The 14856-nt window shown below is 67.5% G+C and carries 18 protein-coding genes; 5 read left to right on the top strand and 13 right to left on the bottom strand.

Translation table 11 applies throughout. From position 1 onward, the window contains the following. The first annotated feature begins 33 nt into the window (after nt 1-33). Nucleotides 34-957: a phosphoadenosine phosphosulfate reductase gene (locus tag QQK63_RS08150; RefSeq protein ID WP_277823424.1), complete on the top strand. Its 924-nt coding sequence runs from the start codon at nt 34-36 to the stop codon at nt 955-957. Here the strand turns inward: QQK63_RS08150 and ureG are convergent. The 5 genes from ureG to ureC all read right to left on the bottom strand — a co-directional run bounded on the left by ureG (nt 952) and on the right by ureC (nt 5439). Then, nucleotides 952-1563: an urease accessory protein UreG gene (gene ureG, locus QQK63_RS08155; RefSeq protein WP_277823426.1), complete on the bottom strand. Its 612-nt coding sequence runs from the start codon at nt 1561-1563 to the stop codon at nt 952-954. The genes QQK63_RS08150 and ureG overlap by 6 nt on opposite strands. 182 nt (nt 1564-1745) lie before the next feature. Next, entirely contained in the window at nt 1746-2384 is a 639-nt protein-coding gene (locus QQK63_RS08160; protein ID WP_277823428.1) for an urease accessory protein UreF, read from the bottom strand. 3 nt (nt 2385-2387) lie between these two features. Further along, a complete protein-coding gene (locus tag QQK63_RS08165; RefSeq protein WP_277823700.1) occupies nt 2388-2948 on the bottom strand; it encodes an urease accessory protein UreE in 561 nt (186 codons plus the stop codon). An 11-nt stretch (nt 2949-2959) separates the two neighbouring features. Further along, entirely contained in the window at nt 2960-3646 is a 687-nt protein-coding gene (locus QQK63_RS08170; protein WP_277823430.1) for a hypothetical protein, read from the bottom strand. A 32-nt stretch (nt 3647-3678) separates the two neighbouring features. Further along, a complete protein-coding gene (gene ureC / locus QQK63_RS08175; protein WP_277823432.1) occupies nt 3679-5439 on the bottom strand; it encodes an urease subunit alpha in 1761 nt (586 codons plus the stop codon). Nucleotides 5440-5694: 255 nt separating this feature from the next. Here ureC and QQK63_RS08180 point away from each other — a divergent pair, with 255 nt between their 5' ends. Next, a complete protein-coding gene (locus tag QQK63_RS08180) occupies nt 5695-6459 on the top strand; it encodes a response regulator transcription factor (RefSeq protein ID WP_277823434.1) in 765 nt (254 codons plus the stop codon). Between the two features lie 18 nt (nt 6460-6477). Here the strand turns inward: QQK63_RS08180 and QQK63_RS08185 are convergent, their stop codons facing one another. The 6 genes from QQK63_RS08185 to QQK63_RS08210 form a co-directional block, all read right to left on the bottom strand. After that, the gene (locus QQK63_RS08185) at nt 6478-6873 is read right to left on the bottom strand and encodes a carboxymuconolactone decarboxylase family protein (protein WP_277823436.1); all 396 of its coding nucleotides are present in this window, start codon (nt 6871-6873) and stop codon (nt 6478-6480) included. A 10-nt stretch (nt 6874-6883) separates the two neighbouring features. Then, nucleotides 6884-7708 carry a cyclase family protein gene (locus QQK63_RS08190; protein WP_277823438.1) on the bottom strand — a complete coding sequence of 275 codons (825 nt, stop codon included), beginning with the start codon at nt 7706-7708 and terminating at the stop codon, nt 6884-6886. A gap of 63 nt (nt 7709-7771) precedes the next feature. Next, nucleotides 7772-8077: an urease subunit beta gene (locus tag QQK63_RS08195; RefSeq protein ID WP_277823440.1), complete on the bottom strand. Its 306-nt coding sequence runs from the start codon at nt 8075-8077 to the stop codon at nt 7772-7774. Nucleotides 8078-8090: 13 nt separating this feature from the next. Further along, complete coding sequence (locus tag QQK63_RS08200) at nt 8091-8393, bottom strand: urease subunit gamma (protein ID WP_277823442.1); 303 nt, start codon at nt 8391-8393, stop codon at nt 8091-8093. Between the two features lie 14 nt (nt 8394-8407). Next, on the bottom strand, nt 8408-9226 hold the full coding sequence (locus tag QQK63_RS08205; protein ID WP_277823444.1) for an urease accessory protein UreD: 819 nt from the start codon (nt 9224-9226) through the stop codon (nt 8408-8410). 105 nt (nt 9227-9331) lie between these two features. Further along, nucleotides 9332-9889, bottom strand: a complete 558-nt coding sequence (locus QQK63_RS08210; protein WP_277823447.1) for a hypothetical protein — start codon at nt 9887-9889, stop codon at nt 9332-9334. A gap of 64 nt (nt 9890-9953) precedes the next feature. Between QQK63_RS08210 and pyrC the strand changes: the two genes are divergently transcribed. The 3 genes from pyrC to QQK63_RS08225 all read left to right on the top strand — a co-directional run bounded on the left by pyrC (nt 9954) and on the right by QQK63_RS08225 (nt 13501). Continuing rightward, a complete protein-coding gene (gene pyrC, locus QQK63_RS08215) occupies nt 9954-10997 on the top strand; it encodes a dihydroorotase (protein ID WP_277823449.1) in 1044 nt (347 codons plus the stop codon). A gap of 57 nt (nt 10998-11054) precedes the next feature. Beyond that, nucleotides 11055-11735 (top strand): orotate phosphoribosyltransferase, encoded by a 681-nt coding sequence (locus QQK63_RS08220; protein ID WP_277823451.1) that lies wholly within the window; start codon nt 11055-11057, stop codon nt 11733-11735. 266 nt (nt 11736-12001) lie between these two features. Further along, on the top strand, nt 12002-13501 hold the full coding sequence (locus tag QQK63_RS08225; protein ID WP_277823453.1) for a replicative DNA helicase: 1500 nt from the start codon (nt 12002-12004) through the stop codon (nt 13499-13501). Here QQK63_RS08225 and QQK63_RS08230 read toward each other — a convergent pair. Continuing rightward, nucleotides 13495-13995 carry a histidine phosphatase family protein gene (locus QQK63_RS08230; protein ID WP_277823455.1) on the bottom strand — a complete coding sequence of 167 codons (501 nt, stop codon included), beginning with the start codon at nt 13993-13995 and terminating at the stop codon, nt 13495-13497. The genes QQK63_RS08225 and QQK63_RS08230 overlap by 7 nt on opposite strands. 4 nt (nt 13996-13999) lie before the next feature. After that, on the bottom strand, nt 14000-14788 hold the full coding sequence (gene cobS / locus QQK63_RS08235; protein WP_277823457.1) for an adenosylcobinamide-GDP ribazoletransferase: 789 nt from the start codon (nt 14786-14788) through the stop codon (nt 14000-14002). Nucleotides 14789-14856 lie beyond the last annotated feature (68 nt).

Here is a 14856-nt window from a genome sequence, read left to right on the forward strand (position 1 = left end):
TCGCAGATGCCCGACGATCCAGGAACCTTGACCATGCCGCTCGCCTCCCCGTCCGCCCCCGCCACCGGTGCTTGCGGCCTCAGCCGGTCGGGCTGGCTGCAACGGCTGTCCGACATCGGGCGCGACCACGGCTTTTTCGAACGCATCGGCACGGACCATCTCGCCCTCTTCGTGCAGGAGGGCGACACGCTGGTGGTCAGCTTCGACCACGCCGCCCGCGTCTTCACCGAGGAACGCGACGGCCTCCCCCAAGGGTTCGAGGCCGTGCGCAAGCGCGACTGGTCGCTCCTGTCGATCCTGTCCACCGGCGATGCGTGGTTTCGCGCTGCCGATCTCGTGGCCTTCTTCGACAGCCTCGCGGCCACGGGCTTTTTCTACAGTTTCGCCCAAGTGATATTCCTGGGCTTCGGACCGGCGGCGGGCCACGCCGCCTGCGCCTATGCGTCAACGGCTCCCGGCGCGCTGGTGCTGGCCTCCAGCCCCGCCGCCACCCTCGATCCCGAGCTTGCCGGGTTCGACCCGCGCTTCCGGCAGGCCCGCGCCCGCGATTTCAGCCGCTACGGCGATGCCCCCGCGCTCGTCGCCGCGGCACGTCAGGCCTTCGTGGTCTATGACCCGACCGATGGCCTTTCGGCCGCCCATGCCGCGCAATTCCGCGCGCCCTGCGTCATCCGCGTGCCGCTGCGCTTCGCCGGGCCCGCGCCGCATCGGCTCATCGCCTCGGGGGGCCTTCTGATGCTGGTCCTGCGCGCCATGTCCAACGGGCGGCTCACGCGCACCCGGTTCGTGCAGATGATGCGCGCCACGCGCCGCGCCGACCCCGGGTATCTGTGGCGGCTCGCGGCGACCGCGCAGGCGCAAGGCCAATTCGACCGCGCCTGCCGCATCGCGCGTCATGCCGCCGATGTCACCGGCGAACGGCGCTTCGCCGAACTTGCGGCGCGGCTCGCCTCATAACCCGCCCGCTTCCTTGAGAAAGGCCACGACCTCCTCGACCCCCCGCCCCTGCCGGAGCGAGGCCATCACAAAGGGCCGCGCACCCCGCGCCGCGCGCGCATCCGCTTCCAGCTGCACCGGATCGACGCCCACATGCGGCGCAAGATCGATCTTGTTGACCACCAACAGGTCCGAGCGCGTCACCCCCGGCCCCTTCTTGCGGGGAATGTCCTGCCCCGCCGCCGTGTCGATGACGTAAAGCGTCAGATCGGCCAACTCCGGGGAAAAGGTCGCGGCAAGATTGTCCCCACCCGATTCGATGAAGATCACGTCCAGATCAGGCAGCCGCGCCCGCATCTCGGCCACCGCCGCGAGGTTGATCGAGGCATCTTCCCGGATCGCCGTATGCGGGCAGCCGCCGGTCTCCACCCCCATGATCCGCTCGGCGGGCAAAACCTGCGCGCGAAGCAGGAACTCGGCATCCTCGGCCGTGTAGATGTCATTTGTTATCACCGCGACGGAATGCGTCTGCGACATGGCGCGGCACAGCCGCTCGGTCAGCGTGGTCTTGCCCGCGCCCACCGGTCCGCCGATCCCCACTCTGAGCGGCCCGTTCGCACTGCCCATCCTCTCGTCTCCTTCATCTTACATCAAGGTCAACGCGGCCCCCGCGCCCCTTCATCTTGGCCCGAAAACTCCGGGGGAGGCGCCGAAGGCGCCGGGGGCAGAGCCCCCTTTTTGACAACAACCGGGCAGAGCCCCCTAACTGAAAACACCCCGGCAGCGGCCCCTCTCACGGCACCACGCTCTCAGGTACGAAAAATCCGTACCTCCAGATCCTCATGCGCCATCGCCGCCAGATCCGCCCCGAAAACACCCGTACCGATCCCGTCCAGCCCCGCAACGATTGCCTCTGCCGCGACGCGCCCGATCACCGGATGCAGTGCCGCCAGAATGCCCTGCCCCTCGGCCTGCCCCAAGGGCACGAACCGTACGGCAGCGGACACAAGCGTCCCCGCGAAAGCCTGAAGATAAAGCCGCACGACCGTCTCCTCGGGCAGGTCCAGCCCCCGCGCCGCAAGGCCCAGCGCCACCGGATAGGGCCGCGCCACCCCGTCACCTTCGCCCAGCGCCGCCAGTGTCAGGGCCAGCGCCCGCCCTTGCGCCTCGGTCTCCTCCAGCCGCTCCCGCGACCCGGCCAGCGCGCGGGCCAGATCGGTCAGGGCATCGGCCTCCGCCTCGCCCCGCAGGGCGGCGAGCATCAAGATCGCATCGCTGCGCCCTGCCCCGGCCTCCAGCACCGCGCCGACCCAATCGGCCACATCCCGGGCCGACGTCACCCGCCCCTCCGCGATCTCGGTCTCCAGCCCGTGCGAATAGGCATAGGACGAGACCGGGAACCCCGGAGACAACCACTGCACCAGCTTCAGAAGATCCGCGTCTTGCATGGCTTAATGGTCGTGACCATGGGCATGGGCGTGCGACAGCCCATGCCCGTGATCATGCCCGTGGTCATGTCCATGGCCTTGTTCGTGTCCATGATCATGCCCGTGCTCAGGACCGTGGTCATGCCCCTGCGTCCGCCCATGCCCATAGGCCCCGCCTTCGGGCGCAAAGACGCCCGTGACCTTCTCCACCCGCGCGCCAAGGCGGGCCAACATCCCGGCCAGAACATGATCGTCACGGATCAGCAGATGGTCGCCCGCGATCTGGCAGGGCGTGTGGCGGTTCCCGATATGCCAGGCCAGCCGCGTCAGGTCCCCCGTGATCTTGAGGAGCGCCTCGGGCGCCGCCTCGACGGCAATCATCTCGCCCTCGCTTGTCTCCAGCGCATCGCCCGCCTCCAGCGACAGGGTCTCGGGCAGATCGACCAGAACGAACCGCCCCGACTGAAGCGCCAGCCGCTTGCGGCGCAAAAACCGCCCTTCGTAATCCAGCACCAGCCGGTCCACGGGCTGGCCCTGCCACGCACCTGCGCGATGCAGCCGCCCTGCTCTCATCTCGGTACTCATCATGCGCTCTCCTATTTCGTGGGGGCTGGCAGGGGCGGCGGCGCGATCACCGGCCCGCCATCGGACATCCCGGTCCCGCCGACAGGCGGCGGCGTCATCGAGATGGTCAGCGGCATCGCGTTCTGCGGCGGCTCCGCGCCCTCGGAAAACCCGAGGTATATGGTCAGGCCCAGTTCCAGCAGGTGCATCATGCTGTCGCGCTGAGGCGGCCCGCCCTGCAGGTCCACCCGCGTCACGTCGATGGGCAGGCCGGTATAGGCGCAGCCGCCGATGCTCACAGGCCTTGCGCTCCCCACGACAAGGCTCACGCTCGACCGCGTTTCGCCACCATCGGGATAGCGGGCGGTTTCAATCCCGTCGAACCTTGCCCCCGGCATCGGCCCGGGGATCGCGGCGGGCGTGCCTTGGTAGCTCACCGTCTCACGCTCCTCGCGCGAGGCGAAACCGTTCACCAGCGCCCAGCTTTCCGTCACCAGCCCCACGGGCAATGTGCGGTAGACATAGACATAGGATCCGTCCTGCGCGAATTCGATCTCGGCGATGGTGCCATCCGACTGCACCCGCGTCAGGACCGACCGGTCCGAGAAGGACAACCAGACCCCGTCGCGCGCAACACCCGAAGGGCAGCCGCTTTGCGCCGCCACCCCTGTCGACAGGGCAAGGCCCAAGCCCGCCGCCAAACCCAGAACCCGCAGCATGTGATCCTCCCCGACCGCGCGCCTTTGCTTCATCAATACATGAAGTAACGCTGCGCCATCGGCAACTCCGTCGCGGGCGCGCAGGTCAAAAGCTCGCCATCCGCCCGCACCTCGTAGGTCTCGGGATGCACCTCCACGTGAGGCGTCGCGCTGTTGTGGATCATGTCGCGCTTGCGCACGGCCCGGATGCCCTCGACGGCCAGCGTGTCCTTGGCCAGACCCAGCTCTGCCCCGATGCCCGCTGCCTGCGCCGCCTGGCTTACGAAAGTCACGGCGGAGCGTTCGACCGACCGCCCATAGGCGCCCCACATGGGCCGCGAGTAAACGGGTTGCGGCGTCGGGATCGAGGCATTGGGATCGCCCATCTGCGCCACCGCGATCGTGCCTCCGATCAGCACCATCTCGGGCTTCACCCCGAAAAACGCCGGGTTCCACAGCACCAGATCGGCGCGCTTGCCCACCTCCACGCTGCCGATATGGCGCGACAGCCCATGCACGATGGCCGGGTTGATCGTATATTTCGCCACGTAGCGCTTCACGCGGAAATTGTCATTCGCCCCCGTCTCCTCGGCCAGACGCCCGCGCTGCTTCTTCATCTTGTCTGCCGTCTGCCAGGTGCGGATGATCACCTCGCCCACGCGGCCCATGGCCTGGCTGTCGGACGCCATGACCGAAAACGCCCCCATGTCGTGCAGGATGTCTTCCGCCGCGATGGTCTCCTTGCGGATACGGCTCTCGGCGAAGGCCACATCCTCGGGGATCGACTTGTCGAGGTGATGGCAGACCATCAGCATGTCCAGATGCTCTTCGAGCGTGTTGACCGTGTAGGGCATCGTCGGGTTGGTCGACGAGGGCAGGATGTTCTGGAACCCCACCACCTTCATGATGTCGGGCGCATGTCCGCCGCCCGCCCCCTCGGTGTGAAAGGCATGGATGCAGCGGTCGCCGATGGCCGCCAGCGTGTTCTCGACAAAGCCGCTTTCGTTGAGCGTGTCGGTGTGGATCATCACCTGCACGTCCATGGCCTCGGCCACCGACAAGCAGCAATCGATGGCACCGGGCGTCGTGCCCCAATCCTCGTGCAGCTTCATGGCGCAGGCGCCGGCCTCGATCATCTCGATCAACGCCTCGGGACGGGACGCATTGCCCTTGCCCGCAAAGGCAAGGTTCATCGGAAAGGCATCGGCCGCCTGCATCATCCGCCCCAGATGCCACGGCCCCGGCGTGCAGGTGGTGGCCAGCGTCCCATGCGCGGGCCCCGTGCCGCCGCCCAACATCGTGGTCAGCCCCGAATGCAGCGCATCCTCGATTTGCTGGGGGCAGATGAAATGGATATGGCTGTCAAAGCCCCCCGCCGTCAGGATGCGCCCCTCGCCCGCGATGGCCTCGGTCCCCGGGCCGATGACGATATCGACGCCGGGTTGCGTGTCTGGATTGCCCGCCTTGCCGATGGCGTGGATGCGCCCGTCGCGCAGGCCGACATCGGCCTTGTAGATGCCGGTATGGTCCACGATCAGCGCATTGGTGATAACCGTGTCGACCGCGCCCTCGGCCCGCGTGCGCTGGCTCTGGCCCATGCCGTCGCGGATCACCTTGCCGCCGCCGAACTTCACCTCTTCGCCGTAGATGGCGGCATTGGGTCCGGTGCCACCGCTCATCGCCCGCCCGACATTCAGCGCGGTCAGATCGCGCTCCACCTCGATGATCAGGTCGGTATCGGCCAACCGCACCCGGTCGCCGGTCGTGGGGCCATACATGTCGGCATAGGTGGCGCGGGAAATGCGGCTGGGCATGGGCGTTCCTTGGATGGACTGGCCGTAACGGGCCAAGCCTAGACGCTCTCCCCCGCCCGGCAGAAGCGACACCCCAGGCGCGCCCCCCGCAGATCGCGGACCTGCCCCCAAATCGGGCAGCATCGCCCGAAAATCAGGCAGAATGAAAAGATGCCCTGGGCGATCGGCCCGACCCCGGCAACAGTCTTTTTTCGCCGTGCCGCTAAACTTCTGCCCGCCCTGCCGTTGACGGACTGGAACCGTGGGGGTTGAAACATGAAACTTGAATCTCGAGACCACTTTGCCCGTCCAGAAGGGCAAGCCGCGACGCCCGATGCCAACCGGGTGCATGTCGCCATCATCAATGCCGATCTGCGCGCCACCAGCGCGCTCGAACATGACCTGCGCCGTCGCGGCTTCGAAGTCACGTGCTACGCAAAACCCGAAAACGCGCAGGCCAGCCTGCGGTCCGCCCCGGTCGATGTGGCGCTGATCGACATGCGCGCCGAAGACACAAAGGGTTACGCCACGCTGCATCGCCTGCGCGAACAGGGCGATATGCCCGTCGTCCTCCTGACCGACAGCGACGACGAGGTCGAGGAAATCCTCGCGCTCCGCATGGGGGCCGATGTCGTCCTGCGCCGCCCGTGGTCGCCCCAGCTTCTGGCCGAACGGCTGCGCGCCCTGACGCGCCGGGCGCGCGGCACGGTCGGACCGGTCGACAGCGGGCGCAACCGGCTCTCTTGTCCGCCGCTCGAGATCGACACCGACCGGATGACCGCCTTCTGGCGCGGCACGCAGATCCACCTCACCGCCACCGAATTCCGCCTGCTTCACGCGCTGGCGGAACGTCCCGGCTATGTGCGGACACGCGATTTCCTGATGGACCGCCTGTACGGCAACGACATTTTCGTGCTCGACCGTACGGTCGACAGCCATGTCAAACGCCTGCGCCGCAAGCTGCGCGACGCCGATCCCGAATTCGACGCGATCGAAACGCTCTACGGCACCGGCTACCGCCTGACATTGCCGCAGGCCTGATCGCCGGGCCTCGGGCTCTCAGGCCTTGAACACCGCGTCCACCTCGACGCCCAGCCCCTGCACAAGGCCGTTGGTCTGCATCGCCATGCCGATGACGGCCATCAACTCGGCATGTTGGTCCGCGGTCATGCCCTTGGCCCGGGCCGCCGCCGTGTGGCTGTGGATGCAGTAGCCGCAGCCATTCGCGGTCGAGACCGCGACATAGATCATCTCCTTGACCAGCGGGTCGAGCGTGCCGGGGGCCATCACGACCTTCAGCCGTTCCCACAACGCGCGCAGCCCCTCGGGGTCATGCGCCATCGCGCGCCAGAAATTGTTGACGTAATCCGTGCCCCGCAAGGCACGGATCTCGGCAAAGACCGCCGCCGCCTCGGGCGACAGCTCCTCATCGCTCAGCAGGGGAACGGTGCCCATTCCGCTGCCGTCAGACCAGCGCGAAGATGCGCGCAGGGCCACCAGTGCCACCGCGATGCTTGGGCGCGCCAACAATCAGCGTGGCCCCGCTTGCCGGCACCTGATCGAGACCCGCCAGACATTCGATCCCGAACCGACCGCTCGGCAGCCACGCGTAATGCGCCGCGAAATCGGCAGACATGCCATGATCGAGCGACAGCGTATCGGTCGCGATCGACCGCGCACCGGTCTGCTCCATCAGCATCTGCACCGCCTCGACATGGAAGCCCGGATAATGCTGCGCCTGCCCGTCGAAATTGCGGAAGCCATCCGTGCCGACCTTGCCCGCCCAACCCGAATGCATCGCGACACAGGCCCCATCGGGGATCTCGCCATTGGCCGCGATCCACGCCTGCAAATCATCGGGCGTCACCTGCGTATCGGCATCGCCCGCCGCACGCGCCGCGATATCGACGACGCACAAGGGCACCACCAGATCGCTCACCGGGATCTCGTCGACTGACAGACCATCCGCCGAGAAATGCAACGGCGCGTCGATATGCGTTCCCGTATGCTCGTTGATCGTCAGGTTCAGCAGGTTGAAGCCGTTCTCGGCAAAGTTGAACAGCTGTTCGGCGGCGAATTGCGGTTCGCCGAAATACGTCGGGAAATCTGGCCCGAGCGTATGGGTCATGTCGACCACGCTCATGCCCGCGGCCTGCGCCCTCAGCGGCGTGGGCGCACCCGCAACCCCGATGGCCGCCGCCCCTGCCGCCATGGCCGCCGTCCCGCGAAAGAAATCGCGGCGCGACAGCATCCGCTCCTTCACCTTGTTCATAACGCAGATATCGCACATCGTGGGGTTCCTCCCTGTTTCAGCTCATGCCGCCAAGACCCCGATGATGCCGCGCGCAAGGCGTCACAGCGCGCCCATCACCGCCTTGTTGAAGCCCCAGACCGCGCGATCCCCGCCATAGGGAACCAGCTGCACCTCGCGCGTCTGGCCCGGCTCGAACCTCACCGCAGTGCCCGCCGCGATGTCAAGCCGCATCCCCCGTGCCGCCTCCCGGTCAAAGTCCAAGGCCGCATTGGTTTCCGCAAAATGGTAATGGCTGCCGACCTGCACGGGCCGGTCCCCGGTGTTGGCAACCGTCAGCACCACCGCCTCCCGCCCCGCGTTCAGCTCGATATCGCCCTCGGCCGGAAAGATCTCGCCCGGTATCATCGCGTCTCTCCCTTCAACGGATCGGGTGGTGGACGGTCACAAGCTTCGTGCCATCCGGAAATGTCGCCTCGACCTGCACGTCATGGATCATCTCGGGGATGCCATCCATACATTGCTCGCGCGTGACCACATGCGCCCCCGCCTCCATGAGGTCGGCCACGCTCCGCCCGTCCCGCGCGCCCTCGACCACGAAATCCGTGATCAGCGCGATCGCCTCGGGGTGGTTGAGCTTGACGCCCCGCGCCAGCCGCCCGCGCGCCACCATGGCCGCAAGGCTGATCAACAGCTTGTCCTTTTCCCTCGGGGTCAGGTTCATCTCGTCCTCATCTTTCAGATCTGCCAGACCCGCGGCAGCGGGCCATCGGTCAAGGTTGCCACAGCCCGCGCCACCGCGCGCCGCAAGGGAAAGGCCTCCGCCGCCATGAACCGCGCCACGACCCGCCCGTCCCAGCCTGACGCCGCAGCGCGCACCGGCCCGTCCCCCGGCAAGACCGCGCGCAGCCGCGCCAGCCGGTCGGCCGCATCCCGCGCAAACAGGCTCAGCGTCGCCACCGCCACCGCGCCGTTCAGCCCAGCCGTCCCCGCCCGCGTCAGATCGTCGGGCCCAAGCCGGATCGCCTCGACTATCGCGGGCCGTCCGTCGCGGATCACCTCGCGCCGGTCGGTCAGCCGAAGATCACGCAACCGCTCGCCCATCGCCGCGCGGCCCAGCACGAGCGTCTCCAGAACCACCAGTTCCGCATCCCCCGCCATCTCGGCCACCAAAAGCCGCTCCAGCCCCGCGCCCTCGAACAAGATCACCTCTTGCGGCAACCAATGGAGCCGCGCGCCCCGTCCCACCACAAGCCGCGTCTCGACCCGCGCCACGCCCCCGCCACTGCGATAGGCGCGTTCTGCCGTCTGCGTGGTGCCAACGACATGCGCGCCCGCGCCCACCTCCAGCCGGTAGTCCAGCCGGTCACCGCCCGTCAGCCCGCCCGCCGTGTTCAGGAACACCACCTCCGGCGCGCGGCCATGCATCCGGGGCAGCATCGCCTTGGCCGACCCCTGCTGCCACAGCCGTTCCAGCCGCCCGCACGCGCCCATCACGGCCCCGGCGCGGCCCGCGACGCGCTGCATCTGCGCGGAAAGGGGCGTTTCGTCCAACATCTCGGGGCCGAGGCTAGGCTCCCCGTCGCGCCGGTGGCAAGCCATCTCGCCACACAAACGCCCCACCAACAGGCATCTGCTCAAAAATCGGGCACATCCACACGATCACACCTCTGCCAAAGCCTCGATCCGCGCCACGACCTCCGCAACCGGCACCTCGGGCGGGGCCACCCACGGCCGGTTCCCTGCCGCGATCCCCACGGCCATCGCGCTCACCACCGCCCCCGCGATCCCCGGGCCCAGCGCCTCGCCCGGATCGGCGGTGACAAACCACCACAGCCCCAGCAAAACCGCCGCCAACCCCGCCACGAACAGCACCACGGCCATCGCGAAGAGATCGCGCCGCGCCCCGCCGCCATGGCCAAGCACCACCCCCATGCCGGGCCGTGCCGCTGCTGCGGCGCACATCACCGCCCGCAGCATCCGCGCACAATCGCCCGGCACCGGCCCCCGCCCGCGATAGCCCAGCCGCACCTCCCGCCGCCCCCAGTGCAGCCGCAGGGTCACGATCACCGCCCCCCGCAGCACGTCATGGGTCCAACCGATCTCCTCCAGATCGGCCCAGGCCCAGAGCGGCCCCGCCCCCTCGTACAGTCCCTCGTCCGACACCCGGACCTCCCGACGCCGGGCCAGCAGGGCCGGACGCCACGAAAACCGCTCCATCTTCCGCTCCCGAGCCAGAATTGCCCTTTGCAGGCCGCGCCCGAACCTTGTACCGGATTTCCCCATGACCCAAAGTTTGACAATCCGCCGCCCCGACGATTGGCACCTCCACCTGCGCGATGGCGCAATGCTGGCGGGCGTCCTGCCCGAAACCGCGCGCCATTTCGCCCGCGCCATCGTCATGCCCAATCTCGTGCCCCCCGTGGTCACGGGCGATGACGCGCGCGCCTACCGCGACCGGATCATGGCCGCGCTGCCTGCGGGGATGGATTTCACCCCCCTCATGACGCTCTACCTGACCGAGGCGACCGATCCCGCCGATGTCGCCGCTGCCCATGCCGCGGGGCTGATCCATGCGGTCAAACTCTATCCCGCAGGCGCGACCACCAATTCCCAATCCGGCGTGCGCGATCTCACCAAGGTCGCGCCTGTCCTCGAGAAAATGGCCGAAATCGGACTGCCGCTCTGCATCCACGGCGAGGTCACGACACCCGAGGTCGATATTTTCGACCGGGAACAGGTCTTTCTCGACACGGTGCTCGATCCGCTCCGCCGCCGTATCCCCGACCTCAAGGTGACGCTCGAACACATCACCACCAGCCACGGCATCGACTACGTGACGGGGGCGTCGGGCGATATCGCGGGCACGATCACCACGCACCACCTGATGATCAACCGCAACCACATGCTCGTGGGCGGCATCCGTCCGCATTACTACTGCTTGCCGGTGGCGAAACGCTCCACGCATCAACAGGCGCTGCGCCGTGCGGCCACCTCCGGCAATCCGCGCTTCTTCCTCGGCACCGACAGCGCCCCCCATACCGACCCGACCAAGGAATCGACCTGCGGCTGCGCAGGCGTCTTCTCGGCCACCAACACGCTGTCCTGCCTTGCCCATGTCTTCGAGGAGGACGGCGCGCTCGACAAGCTCGAGGGCTTCGCCTCCCTCTTCGGCCCCGCCCGCTACGGTCTGAAGCCGAACGACACGACGATCACGCTCGAAAAGCGCGACACGCCCGCAGCCTATCCCGCCAAGATCGTCACCGGCGCGGGGCCCGTCACCGTCTTCGATCCGGGCCACCCGCTGCACTGGCACGTCCTCGCCTGATACGCGCCGCCCCCTTCATCTTCCTGAAAATACGGAAAAAAGATCCGGACCCCAGCCATGATCCCCACCGCTTACCCCGACAGCGCCACGATGGCCCGCCTCACCGCCCGGATGCTCCTCGACATCAAGGCGGTGCATTTCAACACCGACCAACTCTACACGCACGCCAGCGGCAAACAGGCCCCCACCTACATCGATTGCCGCAAGATCATCTCCTACCCCCGCGTGCGCGCCACCTGCATGGATTTCCTGTGCTGCAAGGTGATGGAGGCCGCGGGGCTCGAGGCTTTCGACAGTATCGCGGGTGGCGAGACGGCGGGCATCCCCTTCGCCGCTTTCGTGGCCGAGCGCATGGGCCTTCCCATGTCCTATGTCCGCAAAAAGCCCAAAGGCTATGGCCGCACCGCCCAGATCGAGGGCGAGATGCGCGAGGGCGACCGCGTGCTTCTGGTCGAGGATCTGACCACCGACGGCGGGTCCAAGCTGAAATTCGTCGATGCGATCCGCGCGGCAGGCGCGACCTGCGGGCATACCGCCGTGGTCTTCTTCTACGGCGTCATGGCGGGCACCGAGGAACGGCTGGCCGACCATGGCCTGACGCTGCACTACCTCGCGACATGGGCCGACGTGATCGCCGAGGCGCGGCGCGGCGGCGATTTCACCGAAGAAACACTGGCCGAGGTGGAACGATTCCTCGCCGATCCCGAGGCTTGGCGCGCCGCGCGCGGGCTGGCCTGATCCAAGCCCGTCCGCACCGGGGCTTGCAACGTGGCGAATCCGTCACATCCCTGCTAGGCTGCCCCCAGATGCGGGGGCGATACCGCCCTGTCGCCCCATATCTTGCGCTCAAAACTGCTCACAAGTTACTCACAGCTTTGGGCGATTGACGCGCGGCCGTCACGCAGGGCTATACCGACCTCCACCGACGGCGCGGTGTTCGGGGCGCGACCCGCACCGCAGGGCATGACACGACGCACACCGGGGACAGGGCAAGGGGAACAGGCATGAACGAGCGCGTACCGGTTCCGACCTCCTCCACCCTGCCCGCCACGGATACCCCGGCCCTTCCCCATAACGTCGAGGCCGAACAACAGCTTCTGGGCGCGATCCTGTCGTCGAACGATGTGCTGGACCGGATCGAGGATCTGGTGAAACCCGACCATTTCCACGATCCCGTCCACCGCGAGATCTTCGCGATGGCACAGGCCCGCATCGTCAAGGGGCTGGCGACCGACGCGACCACGCTCAAGAATTTCGTCTCCGAGATCCCGGGCCTCAAGGATCTGGGCGGGGCCGAATACCTCCTGCGGCTGCAGCTTTCGGCCATCGCCACCTCGGCCGCGCGCGACTACGCCCAGCTCATCCACGATCTCGCCGTGCGCCGCGAATTGATCGCGCTCGGCCAGCGCGTCACCGACCGCGCCCGCTCCATGCGCGAGGATGTGGCCCCCGACGACCAGATCGTCGCCGCCGAAACCGAGCTTTTCACGCTCGCCTCCTCGGGCAGCACGAACCGGGGCTTCGTCTCCTTTCTCTCGGCCCTCTATGATGCCGTGAACATGGCCAATGCCGCCTATAACCGGGGCGGCAAGCTGGCAGGCACGTCCACCGGCCTGACCGACATGGACCGGATGCTGGGCGGCTTGCACAAATCCGACCTTCTGATCCTCGCGGGGCGTCCCTCCATGGGCAAGACCTCGCTTGCGACCAACATCGCCTTCAACGTCGCCAAGGCGTGGAAACGGGGCCTGAGGGAAGACGGGACCGAGGGCACAATCGACGGCGGCGTCGTGGGCTTTTTCAGCCTCGAAATGTCGGCCGCGCAGCTTGCGCAGCGGATCTTGTCGGAAGCCGCCGAAATCCCCTCCGAACTGATCCGCAAGGGCGATCTGACCGAGGCCGAATTCGAACGCTACCTGCACGCGGCCCGCGATCTCGAACGCTGCCCGCTCTATATCGACGACACGCCCGCCCTGCCCATCGGCCAGGTCGCGGCCCGCGCCCGCCGGCTCAAGCGCGCGCCCCAAGGCCTCGACCTCCTGATCGTCGACTATCTCCAGCTTCTGCGCGGCTCGGGCCGGTCCGAGAACCGCGTGAACGAGATTTCCGAGATCACCCAAGGTCTCAAGGCCATCGCCAAGGAACTCAACATCCCTGTGATCGCCCTCTCGCAGCTCTCGCGCCAGGTCGAATCCCGAGAGGACAAGCGCCCGCAGCTCTCCGACCTGCGCGAATCCGGCTCGATCGAACAAGACGCCGACGTGGTGATGTTCGTCTATCGCGGCGAATACTACAAAGAACGCGAGAAGCCGGGCGAAGAGAACCTCGAGGCCATGACCAAGTGGCAGCAGGACATGGAACAGCTCCATGGCAAGGCCGAGGTCATCATCGGCAAGCAGCGCCACGGCCCCGTCGGCACCATCGAACTCAGCTTCGAGGGCCGCTTCACCCGCTTCGGCAATCTCGTGAAGCCGTGGCAGCAGGGCGCCGATCCCGGCTACTGAAACGCCACGACCTCGCCGAATGCGGGCTTGATTTCCCAGCCTTCGGGATGGCCCAAAATCGCCGCCACAGCCTTGATCACGCCCGCATGGGTGACGATCACGCAATCCTGCGGCACGCGCTCCAACCCCGCCGCGACCCGGTCGCGCAACTGGGCCACGCTTTCGCCGCCATGGGGCCGCGCCCCCATGAAATCGGTAGCCCAGGCATCCAGCTCCTCCCTCGGGATGGCGTCCCAACTCACGCCTTCCCAGCGCCCGAAATCCATCTCGGTGAACGCGGCATGCACCGCATGCGGCCCCAGCCGCTCGGCAAGCTTCCGGCACCGCGTCAGGGGCGAAGACAGGATCGGCAGGTCCCGCATCATCCCCGACAGCCGCGCCTCCACCGCCTCGGCCTCCGATGCGAAACTGGCCGCCAGCGCCAGATCGGTCCGCCCGTAGCAGATGCCCTTGGCCACATCCGGCGTCGTATGCCGCACCAAAATCAAAGCCACCCGATCAAACCCACGCCAGCACCCCAAGGATCAGGCCCAATTCGGCCATCTGCTGCGTCGCCCCCAGACAATCGCCCGTGAACCCGCCCAGCTTGCGCAGGTAGGCCCGCGTCACCACTCCCCCAAGGATCGCGGACCCCAACAAGCCCACGACCCCGGCAAAGCCTACCAGCGCCACGAGCCCCGCAGCCATCGCAACCGCAGAGGCCAAGGCAACCCCATGCCCCCCCGCCGAAATCGTGGGGGGGGCGAATTTTGCCCCCTCCGCCCGCGCGTAATCCGCCAAAAACATGACCAGAACCGCCCCGTATCGGCTGATCCCGTGGCCCAGCGCCAATACCGCCACCGCCATCCCCAGCGGCAAGGCCACAAGCCCCGCCACCTTCAGCGCCAACACAACCCCCAGCGTGACCGCCCCGTAACTCCCGATCCGGCTGTCGCGCATGATCTCCAGCGCGCGCTCCTGCGTCGCGCCGCCCCCCAGCCCATCGGCCGCATCGGCCAACCCGTCCTCGTGAAAGGCCCCCGTCACCCAAAGCGTCGCGGCCAAGGACATCAGCACCGCCACCATCATGGGAAAGACCTGCGCCGCCCCCCACAGGATCAGCCCCCCGATCGCCCCTACGCACAGCCCCACCAGCGGCAGATAGGCCATCGACGCCGCCTGCCGTTCCTCCGACCAGGGCAGATCGCGCGGCACGGGCAGCCGCGTCAGGAATTGCACCGCCAGAAGGAACACCTCCACCTGCCGCCGCAATCCCGCCCTGCCGCCTGTCTCCGCCGTATCGCGCATAAGGTCCGCCCCCGACTTCATCCTCCAGCATTAGGCGCGTTCCCTGCCGATAGGCAACCGCCCGGCAG

Origin of the sequence: Roseicyclus marinus, assembly GCF_030163795.1 — a bacterium.
In the GTDB taxonomy this organism is placed as follows: domain Bacteria; phylum Pseudomonadota; class Alphaproteobacteria; order Rhodobacterales; family Rhodobacteraceae; genus Roseicyclus; species Roseicyclus marinus.